Genomic DNA, 18404 nt, shown 5'->3' on the forward strand with positions numbered 1-18404 from the left:
ACGCCCGGTTACATTCCGAACCCGGAAGCTAAGCCTTTCAGCGCCGATGGTACTGCAGGGGGGACCCTGTGGGAGAGTAGGACGCCGCCGAACAACCCGCCCTTTTAGCTCAGTCGGTAGAGCGTCTCCATGGTAAGGAGAAGGTCAACGGTTCGATTCCGTTAAAGGGCTCCACAATGAAAAGGCCCCCGCCTCTGGCGGGGGCCTTTTTGCGTTGTGGCCAGTTTCGCGTCGTGTCAAGTCCCGACTGTTCGGGCCGTGACCGGGGCCGCCGCCCGGGGCGCAATGGGAGCACGCACCTCGATCTGCGGAAAGGACCGCTCTCATGACCCTCGCAACGATCCGACGCCGCCTGCTCGTCCTCGTGACGCCCCGGCGGGAAGCCGCTGACGTACGCCCGCCGATTCCGCCGGACGTCGCGCCGGCACCCGCCGGCGCGGTCCTCGACGACGGAAGGGCCTGCTGGGCCGCGGAGATGGCGTCCCCGTCGTTCATGATCGTGTCGGCGCGACTCCGGTAGGAGCGGCCCGGGGCGGCTGGGCTCAGTCGCCTTCGCGCTGGTGCGGGACGCGGAAGGCCAGGATGGCCATGTCGTCCGAGGCGGGTTCGGCCGCGAAGCGTTCCACCGCGCGCAGGACGCGCGAGGCGACCGCGCCGGCGGTGAGGCCCGTACAGGTGGTCAGGACCTCGGCGAGGCCGTCGTCCCCCAGCATGCGGGTGCCCTCGCGGCGTTCCGTCACCCCGTCCGTCACGCAGAGCAGGACGTCGCCCGGGTGCAGGGTGAGGGTCTGCTCGTAGAGGGACAGGTCCTCCATGACCCCGAGCAGCGGCTGGGGCTCGGCCGCCGCCTCGACCACGCCGTTCGGGCGCAGCCGCAAGGGCAGCGGGTGGCCCGCGCAGACGACCTTCATGAGGGCGCCGCCCTCGGGCTGGGGGTGGAGCTCGCCGTAGAGGAGGGTGAGGAAGCGGCTGCGGGCGCCCTCGTCGAGGATGGCCGCGTTGAGGCGTTCCAGGACCGCCGGGCCGCCGAGGCCCTCGCGGGCCAGCAGACGCAGGGCGTGGCGGGCGAGGCCGGTGACGGCGGCCGCCTCGGGGCCCGTACCGCAGACGTCGCCGATGGCGAAGCCGTACACCCCCTCGCGGATCGGGAAGACGTCGTAGAAGTCGCCGCCCACCTCGTTGCCCTCGCCGGCCGCGCGGTAGATGACCTCGACCTCCATGCCGGGGACGGCGGGGGAGCCGGGCGGCAGCAGGCTGCGCTGAAGGGAGCGGCTGATGGCGGTGCGCTCGGAGTAGAGGCGGGCGTTGTCCAGGGCCAGGGCCGCCCTGCGGGAGAGGTCCTCCGCGAGTTCGAGGATCTCCTGGCGGAAGTGTTCCTCCCGCGGCTTGCCGAGGGTGAGCATGCCGATCACGCGGTTGCGGGCGAGGAGGGGGAGGACCACCGTCTCGCCGCCGACGGCGACCGCGGCCTCGGACCAGGGGCGGGCGCCGGCCTCGCGGACCGGTTCGGGCGGGCTGACCTCGGAGAGGAGGTCCTTCAGGTCGTCGATGCGCTCCTCGTCCTCGTGCAGCACGTAGGAGAGGTACGGGTCGGAGGACTGGTCGGCGATGGTGTAGACGGCGCACCAGGTCGCGAGGGTCGGGACGGTCATCTGGGCCATGAGGGCCAGGGTCTGGTCCCGGTCGAGGGTGCCGGCCAGCAGGTCGGAGGCCTCGACGAGGAAGGACAGGGAGCCGCGGCGCAGGCGTTCCAGCTCGCCGAGGCGGGCGGATTCGACGGCCAGGGCGATGCGGTCGGCGGCGAACTGGAGGTGCAGGGCCTCTTCGTTCGTGTAGCGGCCCGGGGTCTCGGCGGCGACGCCGAGGGAGCCGGTGAGCCGGCCCTCCACCTTGAGGGGGACGGTGACCGCGGAGCGCATGCCGGTGGACTCCAGGAGCGGGACGGCTCCGGGGACGGCGGTGAGGTCGTCGTGGACGGCGGGCATGCGCGCGGAGCCGTACCGGTTGGTGCCGGCTTCGACGGGGACGCGGGCGAAGCGCTGGCGGGTGGAGGGCAGGCCCGTGGTGGCGCGCACCTCCAGCTCGGTCTCGTCGTCGGTGGCGAGCAGCAGGAAGGCGGCGTCGGCGTCCAGGAGGTCGCGGGCCCGCTCGACGGTGCGCTGGAGGAGTCCGTCGAGGTCGTCGGGGGCGGGGGAGCCGATGAAGACCTCGAAGGGGTCCGTGGGGCGCGGGTCGCCGAAGTGGCCGCTGTCGGTGCTGGGGACCCGTGCGGGGCTCTGGAGGAGGGCGCGCTCGTCGTCGTGGACGAGGAGGCAGACGATGGACGGCTCGCCGTGGGCGTCGCGGACCCGCAGGTGGGAGGCGTAGACGGGGATCACGCGGCCGTCGGAGCCGCGCAGGCCGTAGCTGCCCTCCCAGCGGGACAGGCGCAGGGCCTCGGCGATGCCGGTGCCGGTGCCGGGCGTCTGGGGCCAGGCGGCGAGCTCGGCGAGCTGGCGGCCCACGACCTTCTGCGCCGCGTAGCCGAAGATGTGCTCCGCGTCCTCGTTCCAGGCGGAGATGGAGTCGGCCGAGTCGATCTGGAGGACGGCGACGCGGACGCGGCTTTCGGCGAGGGGGAGCAGCTGGTCGGGGACGACGGGGCCCGCGGAGCGGGTACCGACCGGCCGGTCCGGGAGGTCGAGGCGGAACCACACGTGCTTGTGGGTGGCCGTGTACTCGACGCCCCAGCGGGTGGCGAGAGCGGCGCAGAGCATCAGGCCGCGGCCGCTCTCGCGCTCGGCGTCGGCGTACGGGCGGTCGCCGGGGGGCCGCAGGGGGAGCTCGCGCTCCGGGTACCGGTCGGCGACCTCCACGCGTACGCCGTCCTCGGAGCGCAGGCACAGGACCTCGGCCTGGGTTCCGGCGTGGACCACGGCATTGGTGACGAGCTCGCTGGTGAGGACCACCGCGTCGTCGATGATGTCCGCGAAGCCCCAGCCCTGCAGGGTGTCGCGGACGAACGCGCGAGCTGCGGCGACCGAACGCCCGAGGGGGTCGAAACTGGCAGCCGCCCGTGCCGTGATCACAAGTCTCCTTCGACGCGGTTGGACATCGGGTGCCAGGTTACTTACCTTCGCGGTCGGCGTGGTGCGGTCGTCGGGGAATCCACCCACGGGATGCGGCGGGTGTGCGATGGTGCCGAAGTGTTATGGCCGGGTTCGGCCAGGGTGAAACACTGGGCAGGCTTGGAGAACCGGGTTGTGAGGATTCAAGTGTCCGGTGGAACAGTGGTCGACCCTTTCGGGAGGGACACGGTGGAGTCTGGCGCAGCGGTGCGGCGTACGGGAACGCGCCCGAAGGGCGGACGTTCCCGGCGCGGCGGGACGACGGAGGTCGATACCGCCGCGCTGAACCGGCTGCTCACGGCCCTGGTGTCGATGCGGGACGGTAATTTCCGCAAGCGGCTGACGGTGTCCGGCGAAGGCGTGATGGCGGAGATCGCCGCCGTCTACAACGAGGTCGCCGACCGCAACCTCCACCTGACCGGTGAGCTGTCCCGGGTCCGGCGGATGGTGGGCCGTGAGGGCAAGCTGAGCGAGCGGCTGGAGACGGGCGCGTGCGAGGGCTCCTGGGCCGCCGCGATCGACGCCTCGAACCAGCTGGTGGACGACCTGGCCCGGCCGGTGTCCGAGGTGGGCCGGGTGCTGTCGGCGGTGGCCGAGGGCGACCTGGACCAGCGGATGGACCTGCGGACGCAGAGCCCCGAGGGGGTCGGGCACCCGCTGCGCGGGGAGTTCCTGAAGGTCGGGCGTACGGTCAACAACCTGGTCGACCAGCTGTCCGCGTTCACCGACGAGGTGACGCGCGTGGCGCTGGAGGTGGGTACCGAGGGCAAGCTCGGCGGTCAGGCCCAGGTGCGCGGAATGTCGGGTTCTTGGAAGGATCTGACCGACTCCGTCAACACGATGGCGTACCGGCTCACCGCTCAGGTGCGTGATATCGCTCTCGTGACGACGGCGGTGGCCAAGGGCGATCTGTCGCGCAAGGTCACGGTGCACGTGGCCGGCGAGATGCTCCAGCTGAAGAACACCGTGAACACCATGGTGGACCAGCTGTCGTCCTTCTCCTCCGAGGTGACCCGCGTCGCCCGCGAGGTGGGTACGGAGGGCGAGCTGGGCGGCCAGGCGAAGGTGCCCGGGGTCGCGGGCGTGTGGAAGGACCTGACGGACTCGGTCAACACCATGGCCGGCAACCTGACGGCCCAGGTGCGCGGGATCGCGCAGGTCACGACGGCGGTCGCGAACGGTGACCTGTCGCAGAAGGTGCGGGTCAGCGCGCGCGGCGAGGTCGCGCAGCTGGCCGAAACGATCAATCAGATGACCGAGACGCTGCGGACCTTCGCGGACGAGGTCACGCGCGTGGCCAGCGAGGTCGGTGCGAAGGGTCTGCTCGGCGGGCAGGCGCAGGTGCCGGGCGCGGCGGGGACGTGGAAGGACCTCACCGACTCGGTGAACACGGTCTTCCGCAACCTCACGACGCAGGTGCGCGACATCGCGCAGGTGACGACGGCGGTGGCCAACGGCGACCTCTCGCAGAAGGTCACGGTCGACGTGGCGGGCGAGATGCTGGAGCTGAAGAACACCGTCAACACGATGGTGGACCAGCTCCAGTCCTTCGGTGCGGAAGTGACGCGTGTGGCCCGTGAGGTCGGCGTCGAGGGTGAGCTGGGCGGTCAGGCGCAGGTGCCGGGTGCGGCGGGGACGTGGAAGGACCTCACCGACTCGGTGAACACGGCCTTCCGCAACCTCACCGGGCAGGTCCGCAACATCGCGCAGGTGACGACGGCGGTGGCCAACGGCGACCTGTCGCAGAAGGTCACGGTGGACGTCTCCGGCGAGATGCTCCAGCTGAAGAACACCGTGAACACGATGGTCGACCAGCTGTCCTCCTTCGCGGACCAGGTCACGCGGATGGCGCGGGACGTGGGTACGGAGGGCCGCCTCGGCGGCCAGGCGCGGGTGGAGGGGGTGTCCGGTACCTGGAAGGAGCTCACCGACTCCGTCAACTTCATGGCCGGCAACCTGACCTCCCAGGTGCGCCAGATCGCCCAGGTGACGACGGCGGTGGCCCGCGGTGACCTGTCGCAGAAGATCGACGTGGACGCCCGGGGCGAGATCCTGGAGCTGAAGAACACCATCAACACGATGGTCGACCAGCTGTCGGCCTTCGCGGAGCAGGTGACCCGGGTGGCCCGGGACGTGGGTACGGAGGGCCGGCTGGGCGGCCAGGCGCAGGTGCCCGGGGTGGCCGGCGTATGGCGCGACCTCACCGACTCCGTGAACGGCATGGCCGGGAACCTGACCTCGCAGGTGCGCAACATCGCGCAGGTCGCCACGGCGGTCGCGCGCGGTGACCTGTCGCAGAAGATCGACGTGGACGCCCGGGGCGAGATCCTGGAGCTGAAGAACACCCTCAACACCATGGTCGACCAGCTCTCGAACTTCGCGGAGCAGGTGACGCGGGTGGCCCGCGAGGTGGGTACCGAGGGCATCCTCGGCGGCCAGGCGGAGGTGAAGGGTGTCTCCGGTACCTGGAAGGACCTCACCCAGTCCGTCAACTTCATGGCGAACAACCTGACGTCGCAGGTGCGCAACATCGCCGAGGTGACCACCGCGGTGGCCATGGGCGACCTCTCCAAGAAGATCACCGTCGACGCGAAGGGCGAGATCCTCGAACTGGTCACGACCGTCAACACGATGGTGGACCAGCTGTCGTCGTTCGCCGAGCAGGTGACGAGGGTGGCCCGCGAGGTGGGCTCCGAGGGCATTCTGGGCGGTCAGGCCCGGGTGCGGGGAGTGACGGGCATCTGGAAGGACCTGACCGACAACGTCAACCTCATGGCGAACAACCTGACCTCCCAGGTGCGCAACATCTCGCAGGTCTCGGCGGCGGTCGCCAACGGCGACCTGACGAAGAAGGTCACCGTCGAGGCGCGCGGCGAGGTCGCGCAGCTCGCCGACACGGTCAACACGATGGTGAAGACCCTGTCGTCGTTCGCGGACGAGGTCACGCGTGTGGCGCGCGAGGTAGGCACGGAGGGCCGCCTCGGCGGTCAGGCGCACGTGCCGGGCGTCTCGGGGACGTGGAAGGACCTCACCGACTCGGTGAACTTCATGGCCTCCAACCTCACCGGACAGGTGCGGCAGATCGCCATGGTCACGACCGCCATCGCCAAGGGCGACATGACCAAGAAGATCGACATCGACGCCCGGGGCGAGATCCTGGAGCTGAAGACCACGATCAACACGATGGTCGACCAGCTGTCCTCCTTCGCCGACCAGGTGACGCGGGTGGCCCGCGAGGTGGGTACCGAGGGCATCCTGGGCGGCCAGGCGCGGGTGCGCGACGTGGACGGCACCTGGCGGGACCTGACGGAGTCCGTGAACGAGATGGCCGGGAACCTGACCCGGCAGGTGCGCGCGATCGCGGCGGTCGCCACCGCGGTGACCCGCGGCGACCTGAGCCTGAAGGTCGACGTGGACGCGGCGGGCGAGATCCAGGTCCTCCAGGACAACATCAACACGATGATCGTCAACCTGCGCGACACCACCTTGGCCAACAAGGAGCAGGACTGGCTCAAGGGCAACCTGGCGCGGATCTCGGCCCTGATGCAGGGCCGCCGGGAGCTCGACGACGTGGCCTCGCTGATCATGAGCGAGCTCACTCCCGTGGTCTCGGCGCAGCACGGCGCCTTCTTCCTGGCGCTGCCGACCGGGGGCACCACCGAGATCGGGACCGAGGGGGGCGCGGACGGCTCGTACGAGCTGCGGATGCGCGGGAGCTACGCGTACGCGGGCGGTCAGATGCCGATGTCCTTCCGGCCGGGGGAGGGGCTGATCGGGACGGTCGCGGAGGAGAAGCGGACGATCCTCGTCGAGAACACCCCGCCGGGCTACCTGAAGATCTCCTCGGGTCTCGGTGAGGCGCCGCCGGCGCACGTGATCGTGCTGCCGGTGCTCTTCGAGGGCAAGGTGCTGGGCGTCATCGAGCTGGCCTCCTTCACGCCCTTCACGCAGATCCAGAAGGACTTCCTCAGCCAGATCGCCGAGATGATCGGTACGAGCGTCAACACCATCAGCGTCAACTCCAAGACGGAGATGCTGCTCAAGCAGTCGCAGGAGATGACCGAGCAGCTGCGCGAGCGTTCCGACGAGCTGGAGAACCGGCAGAAGGCCCTTCAGGCGGCCAACGCGGAGCTGGAGGAGAAGGCCGAGCTGCTGGCCCAGCAGAACCGGGACATCGAGGTGAAGAACACCGAGATCGAGGAGGCCCGGCAGGTCCTGGAGGAGCGTGCCGAGCAGCTTGCGGTCTCGATGCGCTACAAGTCCGAGTTCCTGGCGAACATGTCGCACGAGCTGCGGACCCCGCTCAACTCGCTGCTGATCCTCGCCAAGCTGCTCGCGGACAACGCGGACGAGAACCTCTCGCCGAAGCAGGTCGAGTTCGCCGAGACCATCCACGGCGCGGGTTCCGACCTGCTCCAGCTGATCAACGACATCCTCGACCTGTCGAAGGTCGAGGCCGGGAAGATGGACGTGTCTCCGACCCGGATCGCGCTGGTCCAGCTCGTGGACTACGTGGAGGCCACCTTCCGGCCGCTGACGGCGGAGAAGGGCCTGGACTTCTCGGTGCGGGTCTCCCCGGAGCTGCCCGCGACCCTGCACACCGACGAGCAGCGGCTGCTCCAGGTGCTGCGCAACCTGCTGTCGAACGCGGTGAAGTTCACCGACAGCGGGGCGGTGGAGCTGGTGATCCGGCCCGCCGGCGCCGATGTGCCCCTCGCGATCCGCGAGCAGCTGCTGGAGGCCGGTTCGCTGCGGGAGGCCGACGCGGACCTGATCGCCTTCTCGGTCACCGACACCGGGATCGGGATCGCGGCGAGCAAGATGCTGGTGATCTTCGAGGCCTTCAAGCAGGCGGACGGGACGACGAGCCGCAAGTACGGCGGCACGGGTCTGGGGCTGTCCATCAGCCGGGAGATCGCCCGCCTGCTGGGCGGCGAGATCCACGCGGCCAGCGAACCGGGCCGCGGGTCCACCTTCACGCTGTACCTGCCGCTGCACCCGAGCGAGCTGCCCCCGCAGGGCTACGCGCCGCCCACGCCCGGCGGCGGCCGCGGCGAGCTCTACCGCCGGTCCCTGGACGGGGCCCGGACCGCGCGGCCGGTGGCGCCGGGCGGATCGGCGCCGGCCCTGCCGCCGGCGCAGCCGCAGCAGGCGCGTCCCGGCCCGTCGGCGGCCGAACCGGCCGGGCAGGGGCAGGGGGGCGGGTCCGCGCTGTTCCGGCGGAGGCGCAAGGCGCTGAGCGACCTGGAGCCGCGCACCGCGGTGCCCGGACAGCCGAACGCGACGGGTACGCAGGACGCCTGGTCCAACCCGGAGGAGGAGCTTCCGGCGGCGCCGCGCACGTACGACTTCCACGGCGAGAAGGTGCTCATCGTGGACGACGACGTGCGCAACGTCTTCGCGCTCACCAGCGTGCTGGAGCAGCACGGACTGGCCGTGCTGTACGCGGAGAACGGCCGGGAGGGCATCGAGGTCCTGGAGCAGCACGACGACGTGACCGTCGTGCTGATGGACATCATGATGCCCGAGATGGACGGGTACGCGACGACCTCGGCGATCCGGCGGATGCCGCAGTTCGCGGGGCTGCCGATCATCGCCCTGACGGCCAAGGCCATGAAGGGGGACCGGGAGAAGGCGATCGACTCCGGGGCTTCCGACTACGTCACCAAGCCGGTCGACCCCGACTACCTGCTGTCGGTGATGGAGCAGTGGATGCGCGGGAAGTGACCGCCGGGAGAGCGGAAGGAGCCCCCTGGGCGACCGGCTGTGGCCGGGGCGGTGTGGGACCCCCGTAAACGGGGAACCTTCTGCTCTCCCCCCACGTTTCTGATAGGTCTGTCCGAGGACACGACCTACGTGCACAGTGACATCCTGGTGACAGGGTGTGGCGATCTCGGGACTGGGGCTACGATGACCGGCACAAGGACGGACGGCGCAAGGATGCCGTCCTCTGGGGCGGGGCCCGGCGCACAGGCCGGAGCCAGGAGCCGGGGAGGCCCCGTGCCGGGGCGAGGAGGACAGGGCATGGTGCAGAAGGCCAAGATCCTCCTGGTCGACGACCGGCCGGAGAATCTGCTGGCGCTGGAGGCCATCCTCTCCGCGCTCGATCAGACACTGGTCCGGGCGTCGTCGGGGGAGGAAGCGCTCAAGGCGCTGCTGACGGACGATTTCGCGGTCATCCTGCTGGACGTGCAGATGCCGGGGATGGACGGTTTCGAGACGGCCGCGCACATCAAGCGGCGGGAGCGGACCCGGGACATCCCGATCATCTTCCTGACCGCGATCAACCACGGTCCTCACCACACCTTCCGCGGCTACGCGGCGGGCGCGGTGGACTACATCTCCAAGCCCTTCGACCCGTGGGTGCTGCGGGCCAAGGTCTCGGTCTTCGTCGAGTTGTATACGAAGAACTGCCAACTGCGGGAGCAGGCGGCCCTGCTGCGTCTCCAGCTGGAGGGCGGCAGCTCGAACGGCGTGGACGGCAGCAAGGAGACGGCCGGACTGCTGGCCGAGCTCTCCGCGCGGCTCGCGGCGGTCGAGGAGCAGGCCGAGGCGCTGACCAAGCAGCTCGGCGAGGACTCGGCCGACGCGGGCGCGGTGGCGACCGCGGCCCATCTGGAGCGCAAGCTCACCGGACTGCGGCGGGCACTCGACGCGCTGGAGCCCGGGACCGCCGGAGGAGCTCCGGTCCTGCCCTCGCAGAACTGACGTCGGGAACTGACCGCGCCCGCACCGGGTCTGGCGGTGCGTCACGGCGCGGACGCGGTGCGTCAAAGCGCCGGCCGAGCCGACGACACGAACGGGTGAAGGGGTGGGCACGCGTGTCCACCGGCACGCGCACCGGTAACCTCGGGCCCATGGCCTCACGTACGTCCGGCAAGGGTTCCCAGAGCGCCGCGGGCGCCGCGAAGGGCCGCACCGGCCGTACGACGGCGCCGGCGAAGAAGACGGCCCCCGCGCGCAAGCCCCCCGCGAAGAAGGCCGCGCCCGCCAAGCGCGCCCCGGCCAAGAAGGCCGCGGCCAAGCCCGCGCCCTCCCCGACGGGGGGTGTGGTGCGGCTGGTGCGCGCCGTGTGGCTGGGCTGCGCGCACGCGGTCGGCGCGGTCTTCCGCGGCATCGGCCAGGGGGCCAGGAACCTCGACCCGGCCCACCGCAAGGACGGCGTGGCGCTGCTGCTGCTCGCCCTCGCGCTGATCGTCGCCGCCGGAACCTGGTCGAACCTGAGCGGTCCCGTCGGGGAACTGGTCACCATGCTGGTCACCGGCGCCTTCGGACGACTGGATCTGCTCGTTCCGATCCTGCTGGGCGTCATGGCGGTCCGTTTCATCCGCCATCCCGAGCAGACCGACGCCAACGGCCGCATCGGCGTCGGGCTCTCCGCTCTCGTCATCGGAGTCCTGGGCCTGGTCCACATCGCCTGTGGGGCGCCCGGCCGGGACGAGGGCACCGCCGCCATGCAGGACGCGGGCGGGCTGATCGGCTGGGGCGCCTCCAAGCCGCTGATCTTCACCATGGGCGCGCCGCTGGCCGTGCCCCTGTTGGTGCTGCTCACGGTCTTCGGGCTGCTGGTGGTCACCGCGACCCCGGTCAACGCGATCCCGCAGCGGCTGCGCAGGCTGGGCATCCGGCTCGGGGTCATCGCCCCCAACGAGTACGACGAGGGCTACGAGGAGGGCGAGGGCGCCGCCCCCGAGCGGCGGGAGCGCCACGACCCCGAGCAGTGGCGGGCCCGCGGCGGGCCCGGCGCGGACTTCGCCGACCCGGTGGACGCCGTGGAGGAGGAGGCGCTCGCCCGGCGGCGCAGGCCGCGCAGGGCCGCCGCCCGCCCGGCCGGGGACCGCGAGATGGACGCCGTCGACGTGGCCGCGGCGGCCGCCGCCGCGCTGGACGGGGTGGTCTACGGAGGCATGCCGCCCTCCCCGCTGGTCGCCGACCTGACGCAGGGGATCACCGTGGAGCGGGAGGGCGCGGAGCCCACCGCCCCGGTGCCGACCGCCCGCGGGGAGCGCCCCGTACCGGCTGCGGCCGCCGCTGCGGCTGCCCCGGCGCCGGCCGAGGAGCCGCACGCCACCACCGCCGCGGCCTCGGGCACGCTGTCGGTGCCCGATCTGACCAAGGCCCCGCCGCAGCCCCAGTCGCTGCCGCCGCGCGCCGAGCAGCTCCAGCTGCGCGGGGACATCACGTACGCCCTGCCCTCGCTGGACCTGCTGGAGAAGGGCGGGCCGGGCAAGACCCGCAGCGCCGCCAACGACGCCGTGGTGGCCTCGCTGCGCAACGTCTTCACCGAGTTCAAGGTCGACGCGGACGTCACCGGCTTCACCCGCGGCCCGACGGTCACCCGGTACGAGGTCACCCTCGGCGCGGCGGTGAAGGTCGAGCGGATCACGGCGCTGACCAAGAACATCGCCTACGCCGTGGCCTCGCCGGACGTGCGGATCATCAGCCCCATCCCGGGCAAGTCGGCGGTCGGCATCGAGATCCCGAACACCGACCGCGAGATGGTCAACCTGGGCGACGTCCTGCGCCTCGCGGACGCGGCGGAGGACGACCACCCGATGCTGGTCGCGCTCGGCAAGGACGTCGAGGGCGGCTACGTCATGGCCAACCTCGCCAAGATGCCGCACGTGCTGGTGGCCGGCGCCACCGGCTCCGGCAAGTCCTCCTGCATCAACTGCCTGATCACCTCCGTCATGGTCCGCGCCACACCGGAGGACGTCCGGATGGTGCTGGTGGACCCCAAGCGGGTGGAGCTCACGGCGTACGAGGGCATCCCGCACCTGATCACGCCGATCATCACCAACCCCAAGCGGGCCGCCGAGGCGCTCCAGTGGGTCGTGCGCGAGATGGACCTGCGCTACGACGACCTGGCCGCCTTCGGCTACCGGCACATCGACGACTTCAACCAGGCCATCCGCGACGGCAAGATCAAGCTGCCGCCGGGCAGCGAGCGCGAGCTCAGCCCGTACCCGTACCTGCTCGTGATCGTCGACGAGCTGGCCGACCTGATGATGGTGGCCCCGCGCGACGTCGAGGACTCGATCGTGCGCATCACCCAGCTGGCCCGCGCGGCCGGCATCCACCTGGTGCTCGCCACCCAGCGGCCCTCGGTGGACGTGGTGACCGGCCTGATCAAGGCGAACGTGCCCTCGCGGCTGGCCTTCGCCACCTCCTCGCTCGCCGACAGCCGGGTCATCCTGGACCAGCCCGGCGCGGAGAAGCTCATCGGCAAGGGCGACGGGCTGTTCCTGCCGATGGGCGCGAACAAGCCGGTCCGGCTCCAGGGCGCCTTCGTCACCGAGGACGAGATCGCCGGGATCGTGCAGCACTGCAAGGACCAGATGGCGCCCGTCTTCCGGGAGGACGTCACCGTCGGGCAGAAGCAGAAGAAGGAGATCGACGAGGACATCGGCGACGACCTGGACCTGCTGTGCCAGGCGGCGGAGCTGGTGGTCTCCACGCAGTTCGGTTCGACCTCGATGCTCCAGCGCAAGCTGCGGGTGGGCTTCGCGAAGGCCGGACGGCTCATGGACCTGATGGAATCGCGGGGGATCGTGGGCCCGAGCGAGGGCTCGAAGGCGCGCGACGTCCTGCTGAAGGCCGACGAGCTGGACGGCGTGCTCGCCGTCATCCGCGGGGAAGCGCATCCGTAGCCACATCACGGGCAACCGTTTCCCCGGGGCGCGCGTCCCGTTGAAGGGAGGTGGCGGCACTGCGCACTGCGCCGGGCCGCCGCACCGACCGGGACGCGCCTCCCGTCGCCATTCGGATGGCGTAGGAAGTGCACCCTCCGGTTGCTCCACCCTTTCGTCACCCCCCTAGACTGGACATCCAGCAGGTGGCTACACGCTCGAAAGGCGCCCACGTGTCCATCGGCAACTCCAACTCCCCCGAAGAAGAGCGTCCTTCGACCGACGACCGGTCCGAGGACCGGCTCGTCGAACGCTCCGTCGAAGGACCGTCCATCGGGACGGCCCTCAAGAAGGCCCGGATCGCCGCCGGGCTCACCGTCGACGAGGTCAGTTCCACCACCCGCGTGCGCATCCCGATCGTGCACGCCATCGAAAGTGACGACTTCACGCGGTGCGGCGGCGACGTCTACGCCCGCGGTCACATCCGTACGCTCGCCCGCGCCGTGCACCTCGACCCGGTACCCCTGGTCGATGCCTACGACGCGGCCCACGGCGGTCGGCCGGCACCCACGCCCGCCGCACCGATGTTCGACGCCGAGCGCATCCGCCCCGAACGGCAGCGGCCCAACTGGACCGCCGCCATGGTCGCCGCGATCGTCGCCGTGATCGGCTTCGTGGGCTTCACCGCCTTCAGCGGCGGCGACGAGAAGGGCAAGCGGCCGGTGGCGGAAGGTTCCGCCTCCCCGAAGCCCGCGGCACCCCAGCAGACCGGCGGGAAGCCCGCCGCGCCCCAGACCCCGCAGGCTCCCAAGCCGGAGCCCTCGGACAGCGCCATCGCCGCCGCGCCCAAGGACCTCGTCACGGTCGTCCTGACCGCGGACACCGGCGAGAGCTGGATCTCGGCGAAGGACTCCACCGGCCGGCTGCTCTTCGACGGCACCCTCATGCAGGGCGAGTCCAAGACCTTCACGGACAAGGAGTCCGTCGACCTCGTGCTCGGCGACGCCGGGGCCGTGAAGCTCTTCGTGAACGGCAAGGAGATCAAGGACAACTTCCAGCCCGGTCAGGTGGAACGTCTCACATACACCAAGGCCGACCCCCTCCAGGACCAGCCCCAGGCGGGCTGACCCGAGGCCGCCCTAGGGCGGAAGGCTTGAATCCGGATCCCCGGAGTGCAGCGCCGCACTCCGGGGATCTCGATGTGCGGGGACGTGCGGCAGGGGCCGACGCCGGGACGAAGTAGTCTTGAGTCCATGCCCGAACGCCGTACCGTCGCCCTTGTCACTCTTGGCTGCGCCCGTAACGAGGTGGACTCGGAGGAGCTCGCAGGCCGCTTGGCGGCGGATGGCTGGGAGCTCGTCGAGGACGCCGCCGATGCGGACGTAGCCGTCGTCAACACCTGCGGCTTCGTCGAAGCCGCCAAAAAGGACTCCGTAGACGCCCTGCTGGAAGCCAATGATCTGAAGGATCACGGCAGGACCCAGGCCGTCGTCGCCGTCGGCTGCATGGCCGAGCGCTACGGCAAGGAGCTCGCCGAAGCGCTGCCCGAGGCGGACGGCGTGCTCGGCTTCGACGACTACGCCGACATCTCCGACCGCCTCCAGACCATCCTCAACGGCGGCATCCACGCCTCCCACACCCCGCGCGACCGGCGCAAGCTGCTGCCGATCAGCCCGGCGGAGCGCCAGGGCGCCACGGTGGCCCTGCCGGGCCACGCCCAGGCACCCGCCGAGGAGCCGGCCGAGGCCCCCGCCGACCTGCCCGAGGGGATCGCGCCCGCCTCCGGGCCGCGCGCGCCGCTGCGCCGCCGCCTGGACAAGAGTCCGGTGGCCTCCGTGAAGCTCGCTTCCGGCTGCGACCGGCGCTGCTCCTTCTGCGCCATCCCGTCCTTCCGCGGCTCCTTCGTCTCGCGCCGTCCCAGCGACGTGCTGGGTGAGACCCGCTGGCTGGCCGAGCAGGGCGTCAAGGAGGTCATGCTGGTCTCCGAGAACAACACCTCGTACGGCAAGGACCTCGGCGACATCCGCCTGCTGGAGACCCTGCTGCCGGAGCTGGCCGCGGTGGACGGCATCGAGCGGGTGCGCGTCAGCTACCTCCAGCCGGCCGAGATGCGCCCCGGCCTGATCGACGTGCTCACCTCGACCCCCAAGGTCGTGCCGTACTTCGACCTCTCCTTCCAGCACTCGGCCCCCGACGTGCTGCGCGCCATGCGCCGCTTCGGTGACACCGACCGGTTCCTGGAGCTGCTGGACACCATCCGCTCCAAGGCCCCGCAGGCCGGCGTCCGGTCCAACTTCATCGTCGGCTTCCCCGGCGAGAAGGAGTCGGACTTCGCCGAGCTGGAGCGTTTCCTCACCCACGCCCGCCTCGACGCCATCGGCGTCTTCGGCTACTCGGACGAGGACGGCACCGAGGCCGTCACCTACGACCACAAGCTGGACGAGGACACCATCGCCGAGCGCCTGGCCCACATGCAGCGCCTCGCCGAGGAGCTCACCTCGCAGCGCGCGGAGGAGCGGATCGGCGAGACCCTGGAGGTACTCGTCGAGACGGTCGTCCCGCTCGACGAGGCGGAGGAGGGCGAGGGCGCCTACGGGCGCGCCGCCCACCAGGCCCCCGAGACCGACGGCCAGGTCGTCTTCACCGACGGCGCGGGCCTGGTCCCCGGGCGTATCGTCACGGCGAAGGTGGTCGGCACCCTGGGTGTGGACCTGGTGGCCGAGCCCCTGGGCATGGACCTCGAGGAGGCGGCCGGATGACCGGAGTCCCGGCATCTGCGGCGGGCGGGACCGGCCGCCGGCCCGCGCCCGGCGCGAAGCTGGGGGCCGCGGCCGTCAATCAGGCCAGCCTGTGGAACATCGCCAACATCCTGACGATGATCAGGCTCGTCCTGGTGCCGGGATTCGTCCTGCTGCTGCTCGCCGACGGGGGCTACGACCCCGTCTGGCGGGCGCTTGCCTGGGCGGCCTTCGCCGTCGCCATGATCACGGACATCTTCGACGGGCACCTGGCCCGGGCGTACGACCTGGTCACCGACTTCGGCAAGATCGCCGACCCGATCGCCGACAAGGCGATCATGGGCTCGGCGCTGATCTGTCTTTCCTGGCTCGGTGACCTCCCCTGGTGGGTGACCGGGGTGATCCTCGGGCGGGAGCTCGGGATCACGCTGCTCCGCTTCTGGGTCATCCGCTACGGCGTGATTCCGGCCAGCCGCGGCGGCAAGCTGAAGACCCTGGCCCAGGGCACGGCCCTGGGCATGTACGTGCTCGCGCTGACCGGACCGCTGGCGACGTTGCGCTTCTGGGTGATGGCGGTGGCCGTCGTGCTGACGGTCGTCACCGGTTTGGATTACATCCGCCAGGCGGTCGTGCTGCGCCGCCAAGGTCTCGCCGCGGAGCGGGCCGAGCGGTGACGTACGCGGCGGGGAGTTCCGCGGCGGCGCAAGCCGGTGCCGCGGAGGCGGGAGAGGGCACAGTGGCCCGAGTGGCTGCGGATGTGCTGCGGCTGCTCGCGGAGAGTGACCAGAGCCTCGCCGTGGCCGAATCCCTGACCGGAGGCATGGTGGCCGCCGAGATCACGGCCGTCCCCGGTGCCTCGCTGTCCTTCCGTGGCTCGGTCACGGCCTATGCGACGCAGGTCAAGCACCGGGTCCTGGGGGTGGACGCGGCACTGCTGGAGGCCGAGGGCGCGGTGAACGCGCAGGTCGCGGCCGAGATGGCGGCCGGTGTGCGGCAGCTGATGGGCGCTTCGTGGGGAATCGCGACCACCGGGGTGGCCGGTCCGCAGCCGCAGGACGGGCAGCCGGTGGGCACCGTCTTCGTCGCCGTGGACGGTCCGGGGGGCAGGAAAACGGCCCTGTTGAGGTTGAAAGGCTCCCGTACGGAAATTCGTAGGGAGAGTGCACGCACAGTACTGGAACTTCTCTCAGGCCAACTGCGTGAGAATGCGCGGAGGCAGGATACGGAACAGAACGGGGGGATTTGATGTTTGCAGCCCTGAGTGAACACGACATCGCTCCCCGCACGGCCGCGGCGCGAGGCGGTACGGTGGGGCGTGAAGGATGCGGCTACACGGTCAGAGGAGGGAGCCACCGATGATTCTGCTCCGTCGCCTGCTGGGTGACGTGCTGCGTCGGCAGCGCCAGCGCCAGGGCCGTACTCTGCGCGAAGTCTCCTCGTCGGCCCGAGTTTCGCTCGGCTATCTCTCCGAGGTGGAGCGGGGGCAGAAGGAGGCATCCTCCGAGCTGCTCTCCGCGATCTGCGACGCGTTGGACGTACGGATGTCCGAGCTGATGCGCGAAGTCAGCGATGAACTGTCGCTGGCCGAGCTGGCACAGTCGGCCGCGGCTAGCGAACCGGTGAGCGTGCCGGTCCGCCCGATGCTCAATTCGGTCTCCATGGCTTCGGTCACGGGTGGGCCGGAGCGGGTGACCATCAAGGCACCTGCGGAAGCGGTGAATGTCGTAGCCGCGTGAGCGAGTACGTGAGCGTATGAGCGTGGCCGGAGCCCCGGCCGGTGCCTGAGGCACCGGCCGGGGCTCCCGGCCGTTCTGGGTGCGGTGGCGGGGGCCGTGCGGGAGGATGGGGCCCGTACGGGTCCTGGCCCCTGGGAGGTGGCCGTGCGGCGGTTACTGCGCATACCTGCGGCCTTGGCCCTCGCGCTGGCGGTGGGTGCGCTGTGGTGGTGGGCCGTGCTGCGGCTGGTGCTGGCCCCCGAGGAGTCGGGGGCGGTGGAGGGCGCGGTGGCGGTGGGCGGCTGGGGACTCGGGCTGCTGCCGGTGCACTGTGTGCCGGAGCCGGCGCGCAGGGCCCGGAGGCGGGCAGCGGAGGCGGGGCCCGGCGGTGAAGCGGGCTCCGGCGGTGAGGCGGGACCTGGCGACGGCGTCACCACGGCATCGAGACTCCCCCGTTCGGGCGAAGGATCTGGCCCGTCATGAAGGACGAGGCGTCCGAGGCCAGGTAGAGCACGGCCTGGGCGATGTCCTCGGGCTCTCCGACCCGGCGCAGGGGGGACATGCGGATCATCGCCGCCTCGGTCTGCTCCTGGACCTCGGGGCTGTGGCGGCCGGTCATCGGCGTGCGGATCCACCCCGGGGCGACGGCGTTGACGCGTATCCCGTGCGGGCCGGCCTCGGTGGCGAGGGTCTTGGTCAGCTGGACGACGGCGGCCTTGGCGGCGCTGTAGCAGAGCAGGCCGGGCTGGGCGGCGTCCACGGCGCCGGAGGCCATGGTGACGATCGAGCCGGGGCGGCCCGCCGCGATCATGGAGCGGGCGGCTTCCTGGCAGGTGCGCAGGACCCCCTTGAAGTTGATGTCCAGAACGCGGTCGAGGTCCTCGTCGGTCGTCTCCAGGACGCTGCTGGTGTGCATCACGCCGGCGATGGCGGCGGTGATGTCGAGCGGCCCCGCCGCGCTGACGGCCGCCCGCAGGGCGGCCCGGTCGGTGACGTCGAGGACGTGGACCCGGGCGCTGCCGCCGGCCTCGGCTATGAGGGCGGCCGTCTCGGCGAGGCCCTTCTCGTCGCGGTCCGCGCAGTGCACGCGGGCGCCCGCGGCGGCGAGGACGACGGCGGTGGAGCGGCCGATGCCGCTGGCGGCGCCGGTGACCAGTGCGGTGCGGCCGGTGAGGTCGTACGGGGCTGTGGGTGTGGGCATGCCGGGACGGTACG

At 71.2% G+C, this 18404-nt stretch carries 12 protein-coding genes, 1 tRNA gene and 1 rRNA gene; 12 read left to right on the top strand and 2 right to left on the bottom strand.

Annotation, left to right across the window (positions count from 1 at the left end; translation table 11 throughout):
* The 3 genes from rrf to ACF059_RS08090 all read left to right on the top strand — a co-directional run.
* Positions 1-93, top strand: a 5S ribosomal RNA gene (rrf, locus tag ACF059_RS08080); the annotation flags it as partial.
* A gap of 5 nt (positions 94-98) precedes the next feature.
* A tRNA-Thr gene (locus tag ACF059_RS08085) sits at positions 99-174 on the top strand.
* Between the two features lie 151 nt (positions 175-325).
* Complete coding sequence (locus ACF059_RS08090; protein ID WP_392053167.1) at positions 326-520, top strand: hypothetical protein; 195 nt, start codon at positions 326-328, stop codon at positions 518-520.
* A 22-nt stretch (positions 521-542) separates the two neighbouring features.
* Here ACF059_RS08090 and ACF059_RS08095 read toward each other — a convergent pair whose 3' ends face one another.
* Positions 543-3104, bottom strand: coding sequence for a SpoIIE family protein phosphatase (locus ACF059_RS08095; RefSeq protein ID WP_392056504.1), 2562 nt, complete (start codon positions 3102-3104; stop codon positions 543-545).
* A gap of 192 nt (positions 3105-3296) precedes the next feature.
* On the opposite strand from ACF059_RS08095, the gene ACF059_RS08100 reads away from it, so the two are divergent.
* From ACF059_RS08100 to ACF059_RS08140, 9 genes are all read left to right on the top strand, one after another.
* Positions 3297-8834 carry a HAMP domain-containing protein gene (locus ACF059_RS08100; protein ID WP_392053170.1) on the top strand — a complete coding sequence of 1846 codons (5538 nt, stop codon included), beginning with the start codon at positions 3297-3299 and terminating at the stop codon, positions 8832-8834.
* 297 nt (positions 8835-9131) lie between these two features.
* Entirely contained in the window at positions 9132-9815 is a 684-nt protein-coding gene (locus ACF059_RS08105) for a two-component system response regulator (RefSeq protein ID WP_392053174.1), read from the top strand.
* A gap of 149 nt (positions 9816-9964) precedes the next feature.
* On the top strand, positions 9965-12757 hold the full coding sequence (locus ACF059_RS08110) for a DNA translocase FtsK (RefSeq protein ID WP_392053177.1): 2793 nt from the start codon (positions 9965-9967) through the stop codon (positions 12755-12757).
* A gap of 212 nt (positions 12758-12969) precedes the next feature.
* Positions 12970-13863 carry a RodZ domain-containing protein gene (locus ACF059_RS08115; protein WP_392053180.1) on the top strand — a complete coding sequence of 298 codons (894 nt, stop codon included), beginning with the start codon at positions 12970-12972 and terminating at the stop codon, positions 13861-13863.
* A gap of 126 nt (positions 13864-13989) precedes the next feature.
* The gene (gene rimO, locus ACF059_RS08120; protein WP_366867901.1) at positions 13990-15495 is read left to right on the top strand and encodes a 30S ribosomal protein S12 methylthiotransferase RimO; all 1506 of its coding nucleotides are present in this window, start codon (positions 13990-13992) and stop codon (positions 15493-15495) included.
* Entirely contained in the window at positions 15492-16148 is a 657-nt protein-coding gene (gene pgsA, locus ACF059_RS08125) for a CDP-diacylglycerol--glycerol-3-phosphate 3-phosphatidyltransferase (RefSeq protein ID WP_361950601.1), read from the top strand. Before rimO ends, pgsA begins: the two co-directional genes overlap by 4 nt.
* A gap of 62 nt (positions 16149-16210) precedes the next feature.
* On the top strand, positions 16211-16720 hold the full coding sequence (locus tag ACF059_RS08130) for a CinA family protein (protein WP_361950634.1): 510 nt from the start codon (positions 16211-16213) through the stop codon (positions 16718-16720).
* A 109-nt stretch (positions 16721-16829) separates the two neighbouring features.
* Positions 16830-17210: a helix-turn-helix domain-containing protein gene (locus ACF059_RS08135; protein WP_030012484.1), complete on the top strand. Its 381-nt coding sequence runs from the start codon at positions 16830-16832 to the stop codon at positions 17208-17210.
* A 144-nt stretch (positions 17211-17354) separates the two neighbouring features.
* Entirely contained in the window at positions 17355-17672 is a 318-nt protein-coding gene (locus ACF059_RS08140; RefSeq protein WP_392053185.1) for a hypothetical protein, read from the top strand.
* On the opposite strand, the gene ACF059_RS08145 is transcribed toward ACF059_RS08140, so the two are convergent.
* The gene (locus tag ACF059_RS08145) at positions 17620-18390 is read right to left on the bottom strand and encodes an SDR family NAD(P)-dependent oxidoreductase (protein ID WP_392056508.1); all 771 of its coding nucleotides are present in this window, start codon (positions 18388-18390) and stop codon (positions 17620-17622) included. The two genes, ACF059_RS08140 and ACF059_RS08145, sit on opposite strands and share 53 nt — an antisense overlap.
* Positions 18391-18404: the final 14 nt, after the last annotated feature.

The organism is Streptomyces sp. NPDC016562, assembly GCF_043076955.1.
GTDB lineage: Bacteria > Actinomycetota > Actinomycetes > Streptomycetales > Streptomycetaceae > Streptomyces.

What these genes read in the sequence shown, in the direction of transcription:
- ACF059_RS08090 (WP_392053167.1), top strand. Translation starts at nt 326, where the DNA reads ATGACCCTCGCAACGATCCGACGCCGCCTGCTCGTCCTCGTGACGCCC.
- ACF059_RS08105 (WP_392053174.1), top strand. Translation starts at nt 9,132, where the DNA reads ATGGTGCAGAAGGCCAAGATCCTCCTGGTCGACGACCGGCCGGAGAAT.
- ACF059_RS08110 (WP_392053177.1), top strand. Translation starts at nt 9,965, where the DNA reads ATGGCCTCACGTACGTCCGGCAAGGGTTCCCAGAGCGCCGCGGGCGCC.
- rimO (WP_366867901.1), top strand. Translation starts at nt 13,990, where the DNA reads ATGCCCGAACGCCGTACCGTCGCCCTTGTCACTCTTGGCTGCGCCCGT.
- pgsA (WP_361950601.1), top strand. Translation starts at nt 15,492, where the DNA reads ATGACCGGAGTCCCGGCATCTGCGGCGGGCGGGACCGGCCGCCGGCCC.
- ACF059_RS08135 (WP_030012484.1), top strand. Translation starts at nt 16,830, where the DNA reads ATGATTCTGCTCCGTCGCCTGCTGGGTGACGTGCTGCGTCGGCAGCGC.
- ACF059_RS08145 (WP_392056508.1), bottom strand. Translation starts at nt 18,390, where the DNA reads ATGCCCACACCCACAGCCCCGTACGACCTCACCGGCCGCACCGCACTG.